The organism is Sphingomonas sp. VDB2 (assembly GCF_047946695.1).
GTDB lineage: Bacteria > Pseudomonadota > Alphaproteobacteria > Sphingomonadales > Sphingomonadaceae > Sphingobium > Sphingobium bisphenolicum.
In genome coordinates, this window is the sequence record NZ_CP159615.1 from 1630638 (window position 1) to 1644911 (window position 14274).

The following is a 14274-nucleotide window of genomic DNA, read 5'->3' on the forward strand; positions in this document are numbered from 1 at the left end:
TCGCAATAATATCGAGGTCCGCGAATGGCCCCTCCGCCGCGTGAAGGCAAGGCCAAAAAAACTTGGGGGCCATAAACCTGCTACCGGCAAGGGCGCGCTTTTGCAGGCGCCCCGCCCTCGTCGTCAGCCGAACAGGCCCTTGGCGATACCGCCCAGTTCGTTGAGCGGATTGCCGTCGCCGTCGCGGTCGAACATGCCGCCCAGCTTGCCCAATATCGCTTCCGGGCCGCCGAACGCGCCCAGCAACGCCTGCAACTTGTCCGCCGACACGCCATGTTCGGCCGCCGTTTCCGCGAGCGCCGTCACGCTGGTTTCGCCCGATCCGATCTTGGCACTGATCTCGCTCATCAGGCCCTGCATCTGCTCTGGCGTCACGCCGATCTGCGCCGCGATCGCTTCCAGCCCGCCGAACTTCCCGATCATATCCTCGAACATGCCCTTGCACTCCCGCAAAAAGATTGGGGTCCAGCATAGCACCACCCACGTCCGCCCAAAAGCAAAAGAGCCGGAGGGTCGCCCCTCCGGCTCTCTTTCTGCACGTCGTCGCTTCGGATCAGGCGGCGACCAGCGCCGCACCGCGCACGCCATCGTCGACATGGTCCACGAACTGGGCGAAATTATCCACGAACGCCTTGACCAGCGTCGCCGCCGTCGCGTCATAGGCGTCCTTGTCCGCCCACATGGCGCGCGGGTCGAGGATGGTCGGCTCCACGCCATTGACCGCCACCGGCACGTCGAAGCCGAAATTGGGATCGGTGCGGAATTCGGCCTGGTTCAGGCTGCCGTCCAGCGCCGCGTTCAGCAGCGCGCGCGTCACCTTGATCGGCATCCGCTTGATCCCCGGCATCGTCGCCTTGCCGCCCGCCCAGCCGGTATTGACCAGCCAGCAGGTGACGCCGCCCTTGTTGATCCGCTCCTTGAGCAGATTGCCGTAGACCGACGGATGACGCGGCATGAACGGCGCACCGAAGCAGGTCGAGAAGGTCGCGGTCGGCTCGGTCACGCCAATTTCTGTCCCCGCGACGCGCGCTGTGTAGCCGGACAGGAAGTGATACATCGCCTGTTCCGGAGTCAGCCGGGCGATCGGCGGCAGCACGCCATAGGCGTCGGCGGTCAGGAAGATGATGGTCTTGGGCACCGGACCCAGATTCTTTTCCGACGTGTTCGGGATGAAGTCGATCGGGTAGGAACCGCGGCTATTCTCGGCCAGGCTGTTGTCGTCCAGGTCGATCTCGCGAGTCTCCTCGTCGATCACGACATTTTCCAGCACCGTGCCGAAGCGCTTGGTGGTGGCGAAGATTTCCGGCTCGGCCTCGGCCGACAGGTTGATCATCTTGGCATAGCAGCCGCCCTCGAAATTGAAGACCGCCGTGTCCGACCAGCCATGCTCGTCATCGCCGATCAGCGTGCGGCTGGCGTCGGCCGACAGCGTCGTCTTGCCGGTGCCGGACAGGCCGAAGAAGACCGCCGTGTCGCCGTTCGCGCCGATGTTGGCGGAACAATGCATCGGCATCACGCCCTTGGTCGGCAGCAGATAGTTGAGGATGCCGAAGACCGACTTCTTCATCTCGCCGGCATAGGCGGTGCCGCCGATCAGGATCAGCTTCTCGGTGAAATTGACCGCGACCACGGTTTCGCTGCGGCAGCCATGACGCGCCGGATCAGCCTTGAAGGTCGGCAGGTCGATGATCGTATATTCGGGCGCGAAGCCCGTCAGTTCATCGGCGGTGGGCCGCACCAGCAGCGTGCGGATGAACAGGTTGTGCCAGGCCCGCTCGTTGATGACGCGCACATTGACGCGATGTTCGGGCTGCGATCCGCCGAACAGGTCGGCGACATAGAGCGTGTCCTTCTCGCCCAGCGCCTTGAAGAAGTCCGCCTTCAGCGCCGCGAAATGGTCGGGCGTCATACCGCGATTGGTGTCGCCCCACCAGACGGTCGATTCGGTTTCGGCGTCCCGGACGATGAACTTGTCCTTGGCGCTGCGGCCGGTATGCTTGCCGGTCTTGACGACCAGCGGGCCGTCCTTGGACAATATGCCCTCGCCGTTGCGAACCGCTGCTTCGACCAGCGGCGCAGTGCCCAGATTCCAATATTGGGTGGCGTTGGTCTTGATGCCCTGGTCGGCCAGGGTGATTGAGGATTTGGCCTGCACGCCTTTGCTCCTGAATATGTTGTGCTCGCGTCGCGTCATTCGTCATGCTTGCGACCGATCCGCCCCTTGGGCGCCGCTTGTATGGCACGGCGTCCCTTGCTGCTGACAATCAAAGGCATAGGGCTTTGCGGGGAAAGCGTCAAATCCCCGCGCGCAGCCATTTGTCCCGAATATCGACGCTTGTGGCGCAGGACCATCCGCGCGCCTTTCTTGCGACGCGCAACGCCTTGGTCTAACGCTGGCCCATATCCCCCCTTCCACGACCATGGGACACCGCATGACCGCAACCATCGCCCTGGTGGATGACGACAAGAATATCCTGACATCGGTGTCGATCGCGCTGCAGACCGAAGGCTTTCTCACGCGCATCTATTCCGATCCCGAAAGCGCGCTCAAGGCGCTGCTGGACAACCCGGCCGACCTCGCCGTCTTCGACATCAAGATGCCGCGCATGGACGGGCTGGAACTGCTCCGCCGCCTGCGCGAAAAGAGCCAGATGCCGGTCATCTTTCTGACGTCCAAGGCGGATGAGCTGGACGAAGCGCTGGGCCTCGCCATGGGCGCGGACGATTATATCGCCAAGCCCTTTTCCCAGCGGCTGCTGCTGGCGCGCATCCGCGCCATCCTGCGCCGCGCCGAAGTCAGCAAGACGCCCGACGCACCGGACGAGCCGGTCGCCGACCCGATCATACGCGGCCGGCTGGAAATGGACCCGGCGCGCCATCGGGTGAAGTGGAACGGCCAGGACGTCACGCTGACCGTCACCGAATTCCTTATTCTGGAAACCCTTGCGCAGCGCCCCGGCGTGGTCAAGAACCGCAACCAGTTGATGGATGCCGCCTATCAGGACGACGTCTATGTCGACGACCGCACGATCGACAGCCATATCAAGCGGCTGCGGCGCAAATTCCGCGAGGTGGACTCCGACTTCAATGCAATCGACACCCTCTATGGCGCCGGATATCGTTTCTCGGAGGAGTGACGGCAGCGATGCCGGGTTGCGCTGGTCCGGCCGGATCAGCCTCACCCCGCGCATTCTGGCCGTCAACGTCTTCGCGCTGGCGCTGCTGGCGGGGGGCTTCTTCTATCTCGACAGCTATCGCACGCGCATCGTCGATGCCCGGCTGGAACAATCCGCGCGCGAATTGAAGCTGCTCGCCATCGGCCTCGAAAACGCCCCTGCCGATCGGCATGATGCCCTGATCGCCGCCTATTCGCGCCAGACCGGCGACCGGGTGCGCCGCTATGCGGCCGGCGGCGGCCTGATCGCCGACAGCTTCACCATGGATGCGCCGCGCTACCGCCTGCGCCTGCCGTCCGAAGAGGAATGGCAGCGCCATGTCGCCCGTTTCCTCGACAAGGCGGTGGACCGGATCGTGTCGGCCGACCGCCCGCCCGACTTCATCGAGCCCACGGTCGATCGCGCCGAGGCCTGGCCCGAACTGCTGCTGGCCCGCAAGACCGGCCAGCCGCAGGCGATGAACCGCTACGCCCCCGACCGCACCTTCATGATTTCGGCCGCGACGCAGGTGCGCGACGGCACGGCGCTGCTGGCGACCGAAAACGCCCGCGACATCACCCGCATCGTGCGCGCCGAACGGCTGCGCCTGGGCATGGTGCTGGCCGTCGCGGCGCTCGCCTCGGTGCTGCTCTCGCTGTTCCTGGCGCGCACCATCGTCCGCCCGCTCCAGCGCCTCGCCCGCGCTGCCGTCCGTGTCCGGCTCGGCCGGGCGCGCGAAGTGACCGTGCCGCGCCTGCCCGAACGGCGCGACGAGATCGGGATGCTCGCCCGCGCCCTGTCCGACATGAGCCATGCGCTGCGCCAGCGGATCGACGCGACCGACGCCTTCGCCGCCGATGTCAGTCATGAACTCAAGAACCCGATCGCCTCGCTGCGCTCCGCCCTCGACGCGCTCGACCGGGTCGGGGCGGACCGGCCCGACCTGCGCGACCAGCTGATGGAAATCGCGCAGGACGATGTCCGCCGGCTCGATCGCCTCGTCACCGACATCGCCGAAGCCTCGCGCGTCGATGCCGAATTGTCGCGCACCCGCTTCGAGCCGATCGACCTTGGCCTGCTTATCGAACGCATGGTGATCGCCCGCGAAGCGCGCGGCGTGCCGCGCGGCATCCGCCTCGCCTTTGCCCGCCCGCGCAAGGATGTCGCCGTGGTGCTGGGCGAGGAAGGCCGGCTGATCCGCGTGCTCGACAATCTGATCGACAATGCCGTGTCCTTCTCCCCCGACGACGGCCTGGTCCAGATCATCGCCACCGTCGCCGACCATGAAGTGCTGGTCAGCGTCGAGGATGAAGGGCCGGGCGTCCCGCCATCCGAGCGCGAACATATTTTCCGGCGCTTCCACAGCGTCCGGCCGGAAGGGGAAGCGTTCGGCAAGCATTCGGGCCTGGGCCTCGCCATCGCCCGCTCGATCATCGAAGGGCATCAGGGCAAGATCGGCATCGGCGACCGCGAGGATGCCCAGAGCGGTGCCCGCTTCATCCTGCGCCTGCCGATGGCGGTGGAGCGCGATCCCGGCATCGTTTCGGAATAGGACGAAAGGCGGCGGCAACGGCATTCCCATCATCGCCGACTCAGGCTAGAAGGAGGTCGGGGATATGGCGCGCGCACTTTCATCAGAAACGCTCCACGCAACGAGCGTGGCCATTGATGGCCGCGTCATATTGCTGCGCGGGCCAAGCGGCAGCGGCAAGTCCGACCTGGCCCTGCGCCTGATCGACCGTGGCGCCGTGCTGGTCAGCGACGATTATACGCTCGTGAAACGCGTCGATGGGCGCCTCATCGCCACCGCGCCGGACACGATCCGGGGCAAGATGGAGGTACGCGGCATCGGCATCGTCGCGATGGCCGCGCTGTCCGACGCGCCGGTCGCCCTGATCGCCGACCTGTTCGACCCGGTCGACCGGATGCCGCTGGAACCGGTCCACCGCACCGTCGCGGGTATCGATGTGCCGGTGGTGAAGATCGCCCCGTTCGAAGCCTCCGCCCCGATCAAGGTCGAACTGGCGTTCAAGGCGCTGGGGCTGAAGGATGCGGCGGCGCCATGACCCAGCCCAAGACCATCCTCCTGCTGTCCGGCCTGTCGGGCGCGGGCAAGACCACCGCGCTCAAGACGCTGGAGGATATGGGCTGGGAGGTAGTGGACAACCTCCCCCTCGTCCTGCTCGACCGGCTGCTCGACACGCCCCTGCCCGCGGGCCATGCCGGCGCGGACGAGCGGCCGCTGGCGCTGGGCATCGACGCGCGCACCCGCGATTTCGACGCCAACGCCATCGTCCAGCGGATCAAGGCGATGCGCGAACGCCATGGCCATGACATCGAAACCCTGTTCCTCGATTGCTCCGGCACAGAACTGGAACGCCGCTTCGCCGAGACGCGCCGCCGCCACCCGCTCGCGCTCGACCGCCCGGCCGCCGACGGCATCGCCCGCGAACGCGAACTGACCGAACCGCTGCGCCGCTGGGCGACCCAGGTCATCGACACCACCGGCTTCACCAGCAATTCCCTGCAACAGGAAATTCGCAGCCGTTTTTCCCGCGAACGCCTGTCCGACCCGGTGCTGACCATCCTCTCCTTCGGCTTTTCGCGCGGCGTGCCCCGCAATGCCGACCTGATGTTCGACATGCGCTTCCTGCGCAATCCGCACTGGGACGCCAGCCTGCGCCCACGGACCGGGCTGGACCCGGAGGTCGCCGCCTATATCCGCGAAGATCCCGCCTATGAGGAAGCGGTCGGCAAGATCGAGGACCTGCTCGCCACCCTGCTGCCGCGCTATTCGGAAGGCGGAAAGGCCTATATTACCGTGGCCTTCGGCTGTACCGGGGGCAAGCATCGTTCGGTCCATGTGGCAGAGCGCGTCGCGAACTACTTGCAAGATGCGGGCTTTTCGCCCACGGTCTTGCACCGCAATATTGAATCGACGCCCCAGGATAGTCTGGAGAAGCGCCGTCCGGGAGGCCCGAAAGCAATATCATGAAGCAGGTGGGCCGCAGAAGCACATGATTGGACTCGTACTCGTCACCCATGGGTCGCTGGCGACCGAATTTGTCGTGGCCATGGAACATGTTGTCGGCCCCCAGCAGCAGATCGAAACGATCTGCATCGGGCCGGAAGACGACATGGAACTGCGCCGCGCGGACATCGCGACGGCGGTCGCCCGCGTCAATGACGGATCGGGCGTGATCCTGCTGACCGACCTGTTCGGCGGCACCCCCTCCAACCTCGCCATCTCGCTGCTGAAAGCCGGCGAGATCGAGGTGATCGCGGGCATCAACCTGCCCATGCTCATCCGCCTGGAAAGCGCGCGCAAGGTGATGGACGTGCGCGCCGCTGTTGCCGCCGCGCGCGAAGCCGGGCAGAAATATATCAGCGTCGCGTCGGAACTGTTGGGCAGCACCACATGAATGAAATCAGCCAGGAAGTCCGTATCAGCAACAAGCGCGGCCTCCACGCCCGCGCCAGCGCCAAATTCGTGACCCTGGCCAGCGGCCTGCCTGCCGACATCCTGGTGAGCAAGGACGGCAACCATGTCACCGGCACGTCGATCATGGGCCTGATGATGCTGGGCGCCGCCATGGGAGACAGCATCATAATCAAGGCCACCGGTCCCGAAGCCGCCGATTCGCTGGGCAAGCTGGTCGGCCTGGTCGAGGACAAGTTCGGCGAGGAGTGAGGCTGCGGTTGTTGGAGATGGGTGGTAAGCGGAAGGTCGGCTTACGCGGAAGATGATATGGATTTGATCTCGATGCTGACGACCTCACCGCTGATCCGTGACACTCTCGTGCTTGTAAGCACGACTGCATCGCCCGGCGTCTTCCCCGCCAGATAAAGCTGGAAGGTTAGAAAATCGTCCTCGATTATCGTTCCAAGCGTAAGATTTGGATTATCGCGATACTGTCGAAATTCAGCTTCATGATTCTCTAAGGCGAGGCGGGTCGCTTCTCTGGCCACTGGTGTAAGCTCGTCAACGGTGAGGCGCTTCTTCATAAGGCTTCAAGGTTAGTTCGACGAAGCGGAGTGCACAATGGCTGAAACAGGGACGGTCCACGATCCAATTTAACGGCAACTTTTGGTCGCAACCGGAAATTCCTCCCCTGAAAGGGGAGGTGGCAGGCCGAAGGCCTGACGGAGGGGTAGTTCGCGGCACGGGATGACGGGTATGGAGGCGTCCTACCCCTCCGAGGCGCTTTGCGCCCCACCTCCCCTTCCAGGGGAGGATTTGCGTCCGCTTCTGGCCGCTCCCGCTCCCCGGCCAAACCTCTTCCAATGTAGGATTTTCTCTGATCTATCCTGAAAGATGGACCAGCCCCGCCGCGCGCCCTGCCCCACCGCCGCCATAGCGTCACCCCACCGCGCACCTGTCGCGCGCGCGCCGCGTCACTCGCGCAGCGGCGTGACCCACCCGTTACCCAACCATGGCGTCGCCATAGCCCCAGCCTTACTTCCCCGTGGCTTTACCGGCACTATTGCCCGATTCACCCGACAACGGTGTGAACGTCGGCCAGGGGCGCCATCGCTATCCCTCCACCGCCTCCGCCGCGCTCCGCATCCGCGTGAAGATATCCCAGGTCGCGATGAACAGGGCCGCGATCACCGGGCCGATGACGATGCCGTTGAAGCCGAACATCTCCAGCCCACCGAGCGTCGATATCAGTACGACATAGTCGGGAATCCGCGTCTCGCGCCCCACCAGGATCGGGCGCAGCACATTGTCGACCGACCCGATGACCAATGCGCCGCACACCACCAGCACGCCCCCCTGCCACATCGCCCCGGTCGCGAACAGGTAGATCGCCACCGGCACCCAGACGATGGCGGTGCCGACCGCGGGCAGCAGGGAGAAAGCGCCCATCAACACACCCCACAGCAGCGCGCCCTGTATGCCCAAGGCCCAGAAGACGATGCCCCCGATCAAGCCCTGCACGATGGCGACGACGATGCTGCCCTTGATCGTGGCGCGGATGACGATCACGAACTGTTCGATCAGCGCCTGCCGCTGGCTGGCCCGCAGCGGCGCGGCCGCCGCGATGCGCTGCGACAGCATTTCCCCGTCGCGCAACAGGAAATAGGTCAGGTACAACATGACGCCCAGCGCCACGAAGAAGCTGAACGCGCTCTGCCCGATCTGGAACGCCTGCGCCGCCAGCGTGCGGAAACTGCTGGTGACGCCCTTGGTCACCATATCCTGCGCCGCATAGAAATTGGTCAGGCCCAGCCGCCGCAGATAGGGCGTCGCCCAATCGGGCACCGCCGCCAGCACCTGCCCGAACAGCCGCACGAAATTAATCTCGCCCGACTGGATCTTGGCATAGAAATAGGCGCCTTCCTGCAACAGCGCCGCACCCAGCACGAAAGCGGGGACGATCACCACCCCCAGGATCAGGAACAGGGTGATGAGCGCCGCGCCATTGCGATGCGTGGGAATGGCCGACAATATCTGCCGGTTGAGCGGCGCGAACAGGATCGCGGCGATCACGCCCCACAGCACGGCGGCGAAGAAAGGCTCGATCACCAGCGCGAACGCGATGGACACGACCAGCACGACACCCAGGAAAAATCCGTCCTCGATGCGGGGCGAGACATGCAGCGGCGGCACCGGGGCGGGCGTGACGGGTGGCGGGGGTGTTTTGGCGTCCATCGGCGACCCTTCGCAAAATTCGCGATTCAAATCCATCGTGGAAGATGCGCATCGGCTTCCCCCTGTCCTTTTCACCTTTCCATGGCTAAGGAAGCCGCTTCCTTCCGCTCATTTGGGACCAGCGACAGACGTGGCACGCGAGATCACCGGATTTTCCAACCCGCTGGTGAAGCGCGTCCGCAGCTTGCGGGAAAAAAAGCATCGCAAGGCGGAGGGACTGTTTCTGGCCGAAGGGCTGCGCATCCTGACCGAAGCGCGCGAGGAAGGCGTGCTGCCCGAAATGCTGTTCCACGCCGGCTCCACCCATCCCCTGGCGCTGGACCTGATCGACGCGATGGAGGCGACTGGCGGCGACGTCATCGAAACCACCCCCGACATCCTGTCCAAGATCAGCGGCAAGGACAATGCACAGGCGGTGGTCGGCGTCTATCGCGACCGGCTTACCCCGCTCGACAGGCTGGACCGTACCAAGTCGGATATCTGGATCGTCGCCCAGTCGCTGCGCGATCCCGGCAATCTCGGCACCATATTGCGCACGGGCGACGCGGTCGGCGCGGGCGGCCTGATCCTCATCGACGACTGCGTCGATCCCTTCTCGGTCGAATCGGTACGCGCCTCCATGGGGGCGCTCTTCACCCAGTCGATCACCCAGGCGCGCTGGGGCGAATTCATGCACTGGCTGCGGCAGGGACCGGGCGAACTGATCGGCACCAGCCTGAAGGCGACCCACGACTATCAGCAACCGCGCTACGCCAGCCCCGGCTTCCTGCTGGTCGGCAACGAAGCGCAGGGTCTGCCCGAAGCCTACGAGGCCGAATGCGACCTGCTGGTGAAGATGCCGATGCTGGGCAAGGCAGACAGCCTGAACGCGGCGGTGGCGACGGCGGTCATGGCCTATGAATTGTTGAACCAGAAACGCAGATCATAATCACCGTCATCCCGGCGCAGGCTGGGATCCCGCTTTTCTCTTGAGCGACGGAAGAAGAGAGATGCCAGCCGCCGCTGGCATGACGAATAGGGGGCAAAGGCGTGACACAGACGAATGGCATCGGCGAAATGTGGCGGCACAAGCGCGTGCTGGCGGCCAGCCTGATCGGCACGGCAGTCGAATTCTACGATTTCTACATCTACGCCACGGCCGCCAGCCTGATCTTCCCCTCGCTCTTCTTCCCCTCCTCCTCACCCTCGGCGCAGTTGATGGCCTCCTATGGCAGCCTCGCCCTCGCCTTCTTCGCCCGGCCGGTGGGCGCGGCGGTGTTCGGCCATTATGGCGACCGGATCGGGCGCAAGGCGACTTTGGTCGCCTCGCTGATGCTGATGGGCGGCTGCACGCTGCTGATCGGCTTCCTGCCCACCTATCAGATGATCGGTTACTGGGCGCCGCTGATCCTGTGTCTGTTGCGCTTCGGCCAGGGCTTTGGCCTCGGCGGCGAATGGGGCGGCGCGGCGCTGCTGGCGGTGGAGAACGCGCCGCCGGGCTGGCGCGCGCGCTTCGGCATGTTCCCGCAACTGGGCGCCCCGGTCGGCTTCATCGCCGCCAACGGCCTGTTCCTGATCCTGGGCGCCTTCCTGACCGACGAAGACTTCTTCGCCTGGGGCTGGCGCCTGCCCTTCCTCGGCAGCGCAGTGCTGGTGATCCTGGGCCTCTGGGTTCGCCTCAAACTCACCGAAACCCCGGAATTCGCCGCCGCGCAAAAGGAGACGCCGCCGCCCGCCGTGCCGCTGGCGACCCTGCTTTCCTCACATCTCGGCGCGGCGATCGCTGGCACCTTCGCCTGCGCGGCCTGTTTCGCCGTCTACTATATCGCGACCGCCTTCGCGCTCGGCTACGGCACCACCGCGCTCAGGATCGACCGCGAAATCTTCCTCGCCATCCAGCTCGGCGCGATCCTGTTCATGGCGCTCAGCATCGTCATCGCCGGCTGGTGGTCGGATCGGACCACGCCCACCAATGCCCTCGCCTGGGGCTGCGCCGGTACGGTGGCGATGGGCCTGGTCTTCGGCCCGCTGATCGGCACCGGCGCGCTGCTGCCGATCTTCGCGGCGCTCAGCCTGGCCTTGTTCGTCATGGGCTTCATCTACGGCCCGCTGGGCGCCTATCTGCCCGCCCTCTTCCCGATCCAGCTACGCTATACCGGCGCGTCCTTCGCCTTCAACCTGGGCGGCATCATCGGCGGCGCGCTGGCTCCTATCGTCGCGACCTGGCTGATCGGCGCGCAGGGCGTCGGCCTGGTCGGGCTTTACATGTCGGCGGCCGCGCTCATCAGCCTGGGCGGCCTCTGGTTCACCAGCCGCGCCGCGCCAGTCCAATGACCTTGCGCATCAGCAGCATCGGCACGCCGCTATCCTCGAACGCCCGCACACCCTCGAACCCGAAGCTGCGATAAAGCGGCACGCCCGCCATGGTCCCCGACAGTTCGAGCGCCCCGAAGCCCTCCGCCCGCGCCGCCGCCTCGCACAGCGACAGGATCAGCGTACCCACGCCTTTGCGGGCATGATCGGGATGGGTGTACATCGCCCGCACCCGCGCCGCCTCGGTCGCCGGATCGAGCAGCCGGTCGTCGCGCCCGGCGCTATGGTTGCCGCCATAGGATGTCGCCCGCCGGCTCCACCCGCCGCAACCCGCTATCACCCCCGCATCCTCGATGACGAAATAGGTGCCGTCGGCGATCAGCCGGCTGTCCAGCCCCATGAAGGCATGGCTGGCCGCCACCTGATCGGGCGTCAGATAAGCCGATTGCAGCCGCTCGATCGCCAATGTCATCAGGGCGGACAAGGCGGCTTCGTCGGCGATGGTGGCCAGGCGGTGGGTCAATATGGTCATGGCGCGATCTGAAACAGCAAAGGCCGGCCCCGCGCAAGGGACCGGCCTCTGCCGACTGCGGTCAGTTCAGAATTTGAAGCCGACCTTGCCGTACCAGTAACCGCCATTGATGCCGTAGGGCGTAAAGGTCACCGGCGCGTCCAGCACCGCACCGCCGTCGATCGGCAGGCCGTCCGGGCCGTTGGGTACGGTCGATGCCTTCTTGTCGAACAGGTTGTTGGCGCCGGCCGTGATCGTCAGCCCCTCGGTCAGGGCATAGCTGACCTCCAGATCGGTGATCGCCGCCGCGCCGGCCTTCACCGTCGGGGTCGTGCCGTTATAGATCACCACCTGCGACGACTTGCCGTAGAAGGTTTCGCGCAGGTTGACGCTAAAGCCCCCCATCGTCAGCAGGCCGCCGGCAATGACCTTATATTTCGGCGATGCGTCCTCCAGCACGCTGCGCGCATCCGCCGCATAGAGCGAGTCGGGCAGGCGCAGCTTGGTGATCTTGGTCGTGTTGTAGTTGGCCGACAGCGACCAGAGGATCGATCCCTCGCCGACCGACGTCGGATAGCTCGCCGTCAGATCGACGCCGCGAGTGCGGGTGTCCGCGCCGTTGGTGAACAGGTTGATGCCCGCGTCGCCCACCTCCAGCACATAGGGATCGAGCACATTGCCATGCGCTGCGATTGCATCCAGCACCGCCTGGTTGGTCACGACGCCGCCGGTCAGGCCGACGATCGACCCGGTGCCGACGATGCGGTTCTTCATCTTCACCTGATAGGCGTCGAGCGTGATGTTCAGCTTGGGAATGGGTCGCAGCACCAGGCCCAGGCTGTAGTTGGTGGACGTTTCGGGTTTCAGGTCGTCATAGCCCAGCAGCTTGGCCGCCGCGCTGTTCGGCGGCAATTGCACATAGGCCGACGTCGGGCCGACATTGGTTGAGCTGTAATAGGATTCGAGCAGCGAGGGCGCCCGGAAACCGGTGCTGACCGTCCCGCGCACCGCCACCTGGTCGGTGAAGTCGACGCGGCTCGTCACCTTCCACGTCCATTTGGTGCCGAAGTCGCTATAATCCTCGAAACGCACCGCGCCGTCGATCTTCCAGATATCCACCGGGTTGAGCGCAACATCCAGATAGGCCGCCTTGTTGTTGCGCTTGTGCTTGCCTGCGTCGGTGGCGAGGAAGCCCGGATAGGACTGGCCGCCCTCGAAATAGGTGGAGGCGAAGTCGCCCTTGCCGATCTGGAACAGATTTTCGCGATATTCTCCGCCGAAGGCAATGTTGATCGGCGCCGCCATCCCCGCCTCGATCTCCTTGGCGATATCGATGTTGGTGGTCCATTCCGATGCCTTCAGGAAGCCGTCATAAAAATTGCCCGGCGTGGTGCCGGTATTGATGAACAGCGTGCGGTTGGCCGAATCCAGCGTGAAGAGCTTGGCATAATCCTGGCCATAGGTGGTGCTGACGTCCCAGCGGAAACCGCCCATTTCTCCCTTGATGCCGCCGGTGTTGGAGAAATCATCCTCCTTGATCGCCTCGCGCGGGTTGAAGCCGGTGGCGCTGTACAGGATTTCCTCGCCCGCCACGCCCAGAACCGGGGAGCGCGATACGCGCCAGGGCTGCCGGTAATTTTCATAGGCGCTCGCCTCGCGACGACCATAGCTGCCGAAGGCGTAGATTTCGACACCGCCGAAATCATGGCCGGCATTGTACATCACCGTGCTGAGCGTCGAGCGCGAATCGCCGACGATGCGGTTGGTGTAAGGCGCATTTGGCAGGCCGATCGCCACCATCGCCGCATGTTCGGCGCTCAGGCTGTCGCTGATCGTGCCGTCCTTGTTATAGATGCGGGAATCGACGCCGCCGCGCTGGGAAAAGCCATGGAAGCGGTGAAACATGGTGAAGTTCAGATAGGTGTCGTCGTCGATCTTGGGCGCGAAAGTGATGCTGCCCGAAAAGGTCGTGCCGTCGCCTTCATAATATTGGCCACCGGTGAAGCTGCCGGAAATGCTGTCCTTTTCATCCTTCAGGATGATGTTGATGACACCCGCGATCGCATCCGACCCATATTGCGCGGCCGCGCCGTCCTCCAGCACCTCGATGCGGCCGATCGCGCCTGGCGGGATCATGTCGAGATCGGGCGCGGCGCCACCCTGATAGGGGCCGCTCAGCACATGGAGGTTGGATGTGCCGTGGCGCCGCTTGCCGTTGACCAGCACCAGCGCGTGGTTGGGGCTGAGGCCGCGCAGGCGCGCCGACAGGGTAAGGTTGGCGGTATCGCCGCCAAAGGCTTCGGCGGTGAAGGACGGTACGAGCTGGCTCAGCACTTGGTTCAGGTTGGGCTGGCCCACCTTTTCCAACGCGGCGCTGTCGAGAACCTTGATCGGCGCCGCGCTTTCGGCGGCGGTGACGCCCGTGGCGCGGGTGCCGGTGACGATGATGGCGGCGCCCTCATCGACTGCGGCGGCCTGCGGCGCATTATCCTGTGCGAAGACGGTAGCGGAAGAACTGATAGCGATCGCAATAGCAGCGCGAGAAACGAGACCCTTATAGTTCATGAAACAGCCCCCTAATATTTCTTATTGATTGAGGCCTCTCCTATATCGTCGTTTTATTCTTACCCCTGTTCTCTCCGATATTTTGCACGAACGCT

14 protein-coding genes are annotated in these 14274 nt (G+C 64.7%); 8 read left to right on the top strand and 6 right to left on the bottom strand.

What is annotated here, in order from left to right; translation table 11 throughout:
- Positions 1–123 precede the first annotated feature (123 nt).
- Complete coding sequence (locus tag ABT375_RS08015) at positions 124–435, bottom strand: hypothetical protein (protein WP_261936401.1); 312 nt, start codon at positions 433–435, stop codon at positions 124–126.
- A 118-nt stretch (positions 436–553) separates the two neighbouring features.
- Complete coding sequence (locus ABT375_RS08020) at positions 554–2155, bottom strand: phosphoenolpyruvate carboxykinase (protein WP_224547241.1); 1602 nt, start codon at positions 2153–2155, stop codon at positions 554–556.
- A gap of 277 nt (positions 2156–2432) precedes the next feature.
- On the opposite strand from ABT375_RS08020, the gene ABT375_RS08025 reads away from it, so the two are divergent.
- From ABT375_RS08025 to ABT375_RS08050, 6 genes are all read left to right on the top strand, one after another.
- Positions 2433–3137: a response regulator transcription factor gene (locus ABT375_RS08025; protein WP_224547243.1), complete on the top strand. Its 705-nt coding sequence runs from the start codon at positions 2433–2435 to the stop codon at positions 3135–3137.
- Positions 3106–4707 carry a sensor histidine kinase gene (locus ABT375_RS08030; RefSeq protein ID WP_224547245.1) on the top strand — a complete coding sequence of 534 codons (1602 nt, stop codon included), beginning with the start codon at positions 3106–3108 and terminating at the stop codon, positions 4705–4707. The genes ABT375_RS08025 and ABT375_RS08030 overlap by 32 nt, the downstream gene beginning before the upstream one ends.
- 64 nt (positions 4708–4771) lie before the next feature.
- The gene (locus tag ABT375_RS08035) at positions 4772–5221 is read left to right on the top strand and encodes an HPr kinase/phosphorylase (protein ID WP_224547247.1); all 450 of its coding nucleotides are present in this window, start codon (positions 4772–4774) and stop codon (positions 5219–5221) included.
- Complete coding sequence (gene rapZ, locus ABT375_RS08040; protein ID WP_224547249.1) at positions 5218–6150, top strand: RNase adapter RapZ; 933 nt, start codon at positions 5218–5220, stop codon at positions 6148–6150. The genes ABT375_RS08035 and rapZ overlap by 4 nt, the downstream gene beginning before the upstream one ends.
- Positions 6151–6172: 22 nt before the next feature.
- Complete coding sequence (locus ABT375_RS08045) at positions 6173–6577, top strand: PTS sugar transporter subunit IIA (protein WP_037477253.1); 405 nt, start codon at positions 6173–6175, stop codon at positions 6575–6577.
- Positions 6574–6846, top strand: coding sequence for an HPr family phosphocarrier protein (locus ABT375_RS08050; RefSeq protein WP_224547251.1), 273 nt, complete (start codon positions 6574–6576; stop codon positions 6844–6846). The genes ABT375_RS08045 and ABT375_RS08050 overlap by 4 nt, the downstream gene beginning before the upstream one ends.
- Before the next feature lie 41 nt (positions 6847–6887).
- Here the strand turns inward: ABT375_RS08050 and ABT375_RS08055 are convergent, their stop codons facing one another.
- On the bottom strand, positions 6888–7160 hold the full coding sequence (locus ABT375_RS08055; RefSeq protein WP_416464694.1) for a hypothetical protein: 273 nt from the start codon (positions 7158–7160) through the stop codon (positions 6888–6890).
- 529 nt (positions 7161–7689) lie between these two features.
- Complete coding sequence (locus ABT375_RS08060) at positions 7690–8811, bottom strand: AI-2E family transporter (protein ID WP_224547253.1); 1122 nt, start codon at positions 8809–8811, stop codon at positions 7690–7692.
- Positions 8812–8941: 130 nt separating this feature from the next.
- Here ABT375_RS08060 and ABT375_RS08065 point away from each other — a divergent pair, with 130 nt between their 5' ends.
- Both ABT375_RS08065 and ABT375_RS08070 read left to right on the top strand, forming a co-directional pair.
- Positions 8942–9739, top strand: a complete 798-nt coding sequence (locus ABT375_RS08065) for a TrmH family RNA methyltransferase (RefSeq protein ID WP_416464695.1) — start codon at positions 8942–8944, stop codon at positions 9737–9739.
- A gap of 128 nt (positions 9740–9867) precedes the next feature.
- Positions 9868–11124, top strand: a complete 1257-nt coding sequence (locus tag ABT375_RS08070; RefSeq protein WP_261936696.1) for an MFS transporter — start codon at positions 9868–9870, stop codon at positions 11122–11124.
- Here ABT375_RS08070 and ABT375_RS08075 read toward each other — a convergent pair.
- Together ABT375_RS08075 and ABT375_RS08080 are read right to left on the bottom strand one after the other, a co-directional pair.
- Positions 11096–11635: a GNAT family N-acetyltransferase gene (locus tag ABT375_RS08075; RefSeq protein WP_416464696.1), complete on the bottom strand. Its 540-nt coding sequence runs from the start codon at positions 11633–11635 to the stop codon at positions 11096–11098. The two genes, ABT375_RS08070 and ABT375_RS08075, sit on opposite strands and share 29 nt — an antisense overlap.
- Positions 11636–11701: 66 nt before the next feature.
- Positions 11702–14179, bottom strand: a complete 2478-nt coding sequence (locus tag ABT375_RS08080; protein ID WP_416464697.1) for a TonB-dependent receptor plug domain-containing protein — start codon at positions 14177–14179, stop codon at positions 11702–11704.
- Positions 14180–14274: the final 95 nt, after the last annotated feature.

Coding starts and splice junctions, on each gene's coding strand:
- ABT375_RS08015 (WP_261936401.1), bottom strand. CDS start 435: ATGTTCGAGGATATGATCGGGAAGTTCGGCGGGCTGGAAGCGATCGCG.
- ABT375_RS08075 (WP_416464696.1), bottom strand. CDS start 11,635: ATGACCATATTGACCCACCGCCTGGCCACCATCGCCGACGAAGCCGCC.
- ABT375_RS08070 (WP_261936696.1), top strand. CDS start 9,868: ATGTGGCGGCACAAGCGCGTGCTGGCGGCCAGCCTGATCGGCACGGCA.
- ABT375_RS08045 (WP_037477253.1), top strand. CDS start 6,173: ATGATTGGACTCGTACTCGTCACCCATGGGTCGCTGGCGACCGAATTT.
- ABT375_RS08035 (WP_224547247.1), top strand. CDS start 4,772: ATGGCGCGCGCACTTTCATCAGAAACGCTCCACGCAACGAGCGTGGCC.
- ABT375_RS08050 (WP_224547251.1), top strand. CDS start 6,574: ATGAATGAAATCAGCCAGGAAGTCCGTATCAGCAACAAGCGCGGCCTC.
- ABT375_RS08030 (WP_224547245.1), top strand. CDS start 3,106: ATGGCGCCGGATATCGTTTCTCGGAGGAGTGACGGCAGCGATGCCGGG.
- rapZ (WP_224547249.1), top strand. CDS start 5,218: ATGACCCAGCCCAAGACCATCCTCCTGCTGTCCGGCCTGTCGGGCGCG.
- ABT375_RS08025 (WP_224547243.1), top strand. CDS start 2,433: ATGACCGCAACCATCGCCCTGGTGGATGACGACAAGAATATCCTGACA.
- ABT375_RS08060 (WP_224547253.1), bottom strand. CDS start 8,811: ATGGACGCCAAAACACCCCCGCCACCCGTCACGCCCGCCCCGGTGCCG.
- ABT375_RS08055 (WP_416464694.1), bottom strand. CDS start 7,160: ATGAAGAAGCGCCTCACCGTTGACGAGCTTACACCAGTGGCCAGAGAA.
- ABT375_RS08080 (WP_416464697.1), bottom strand. CDS start 14,179: ATGAACTATAAGGGTCTCGTTTCTCGCGCTGCTATTGCGATCGCTATC.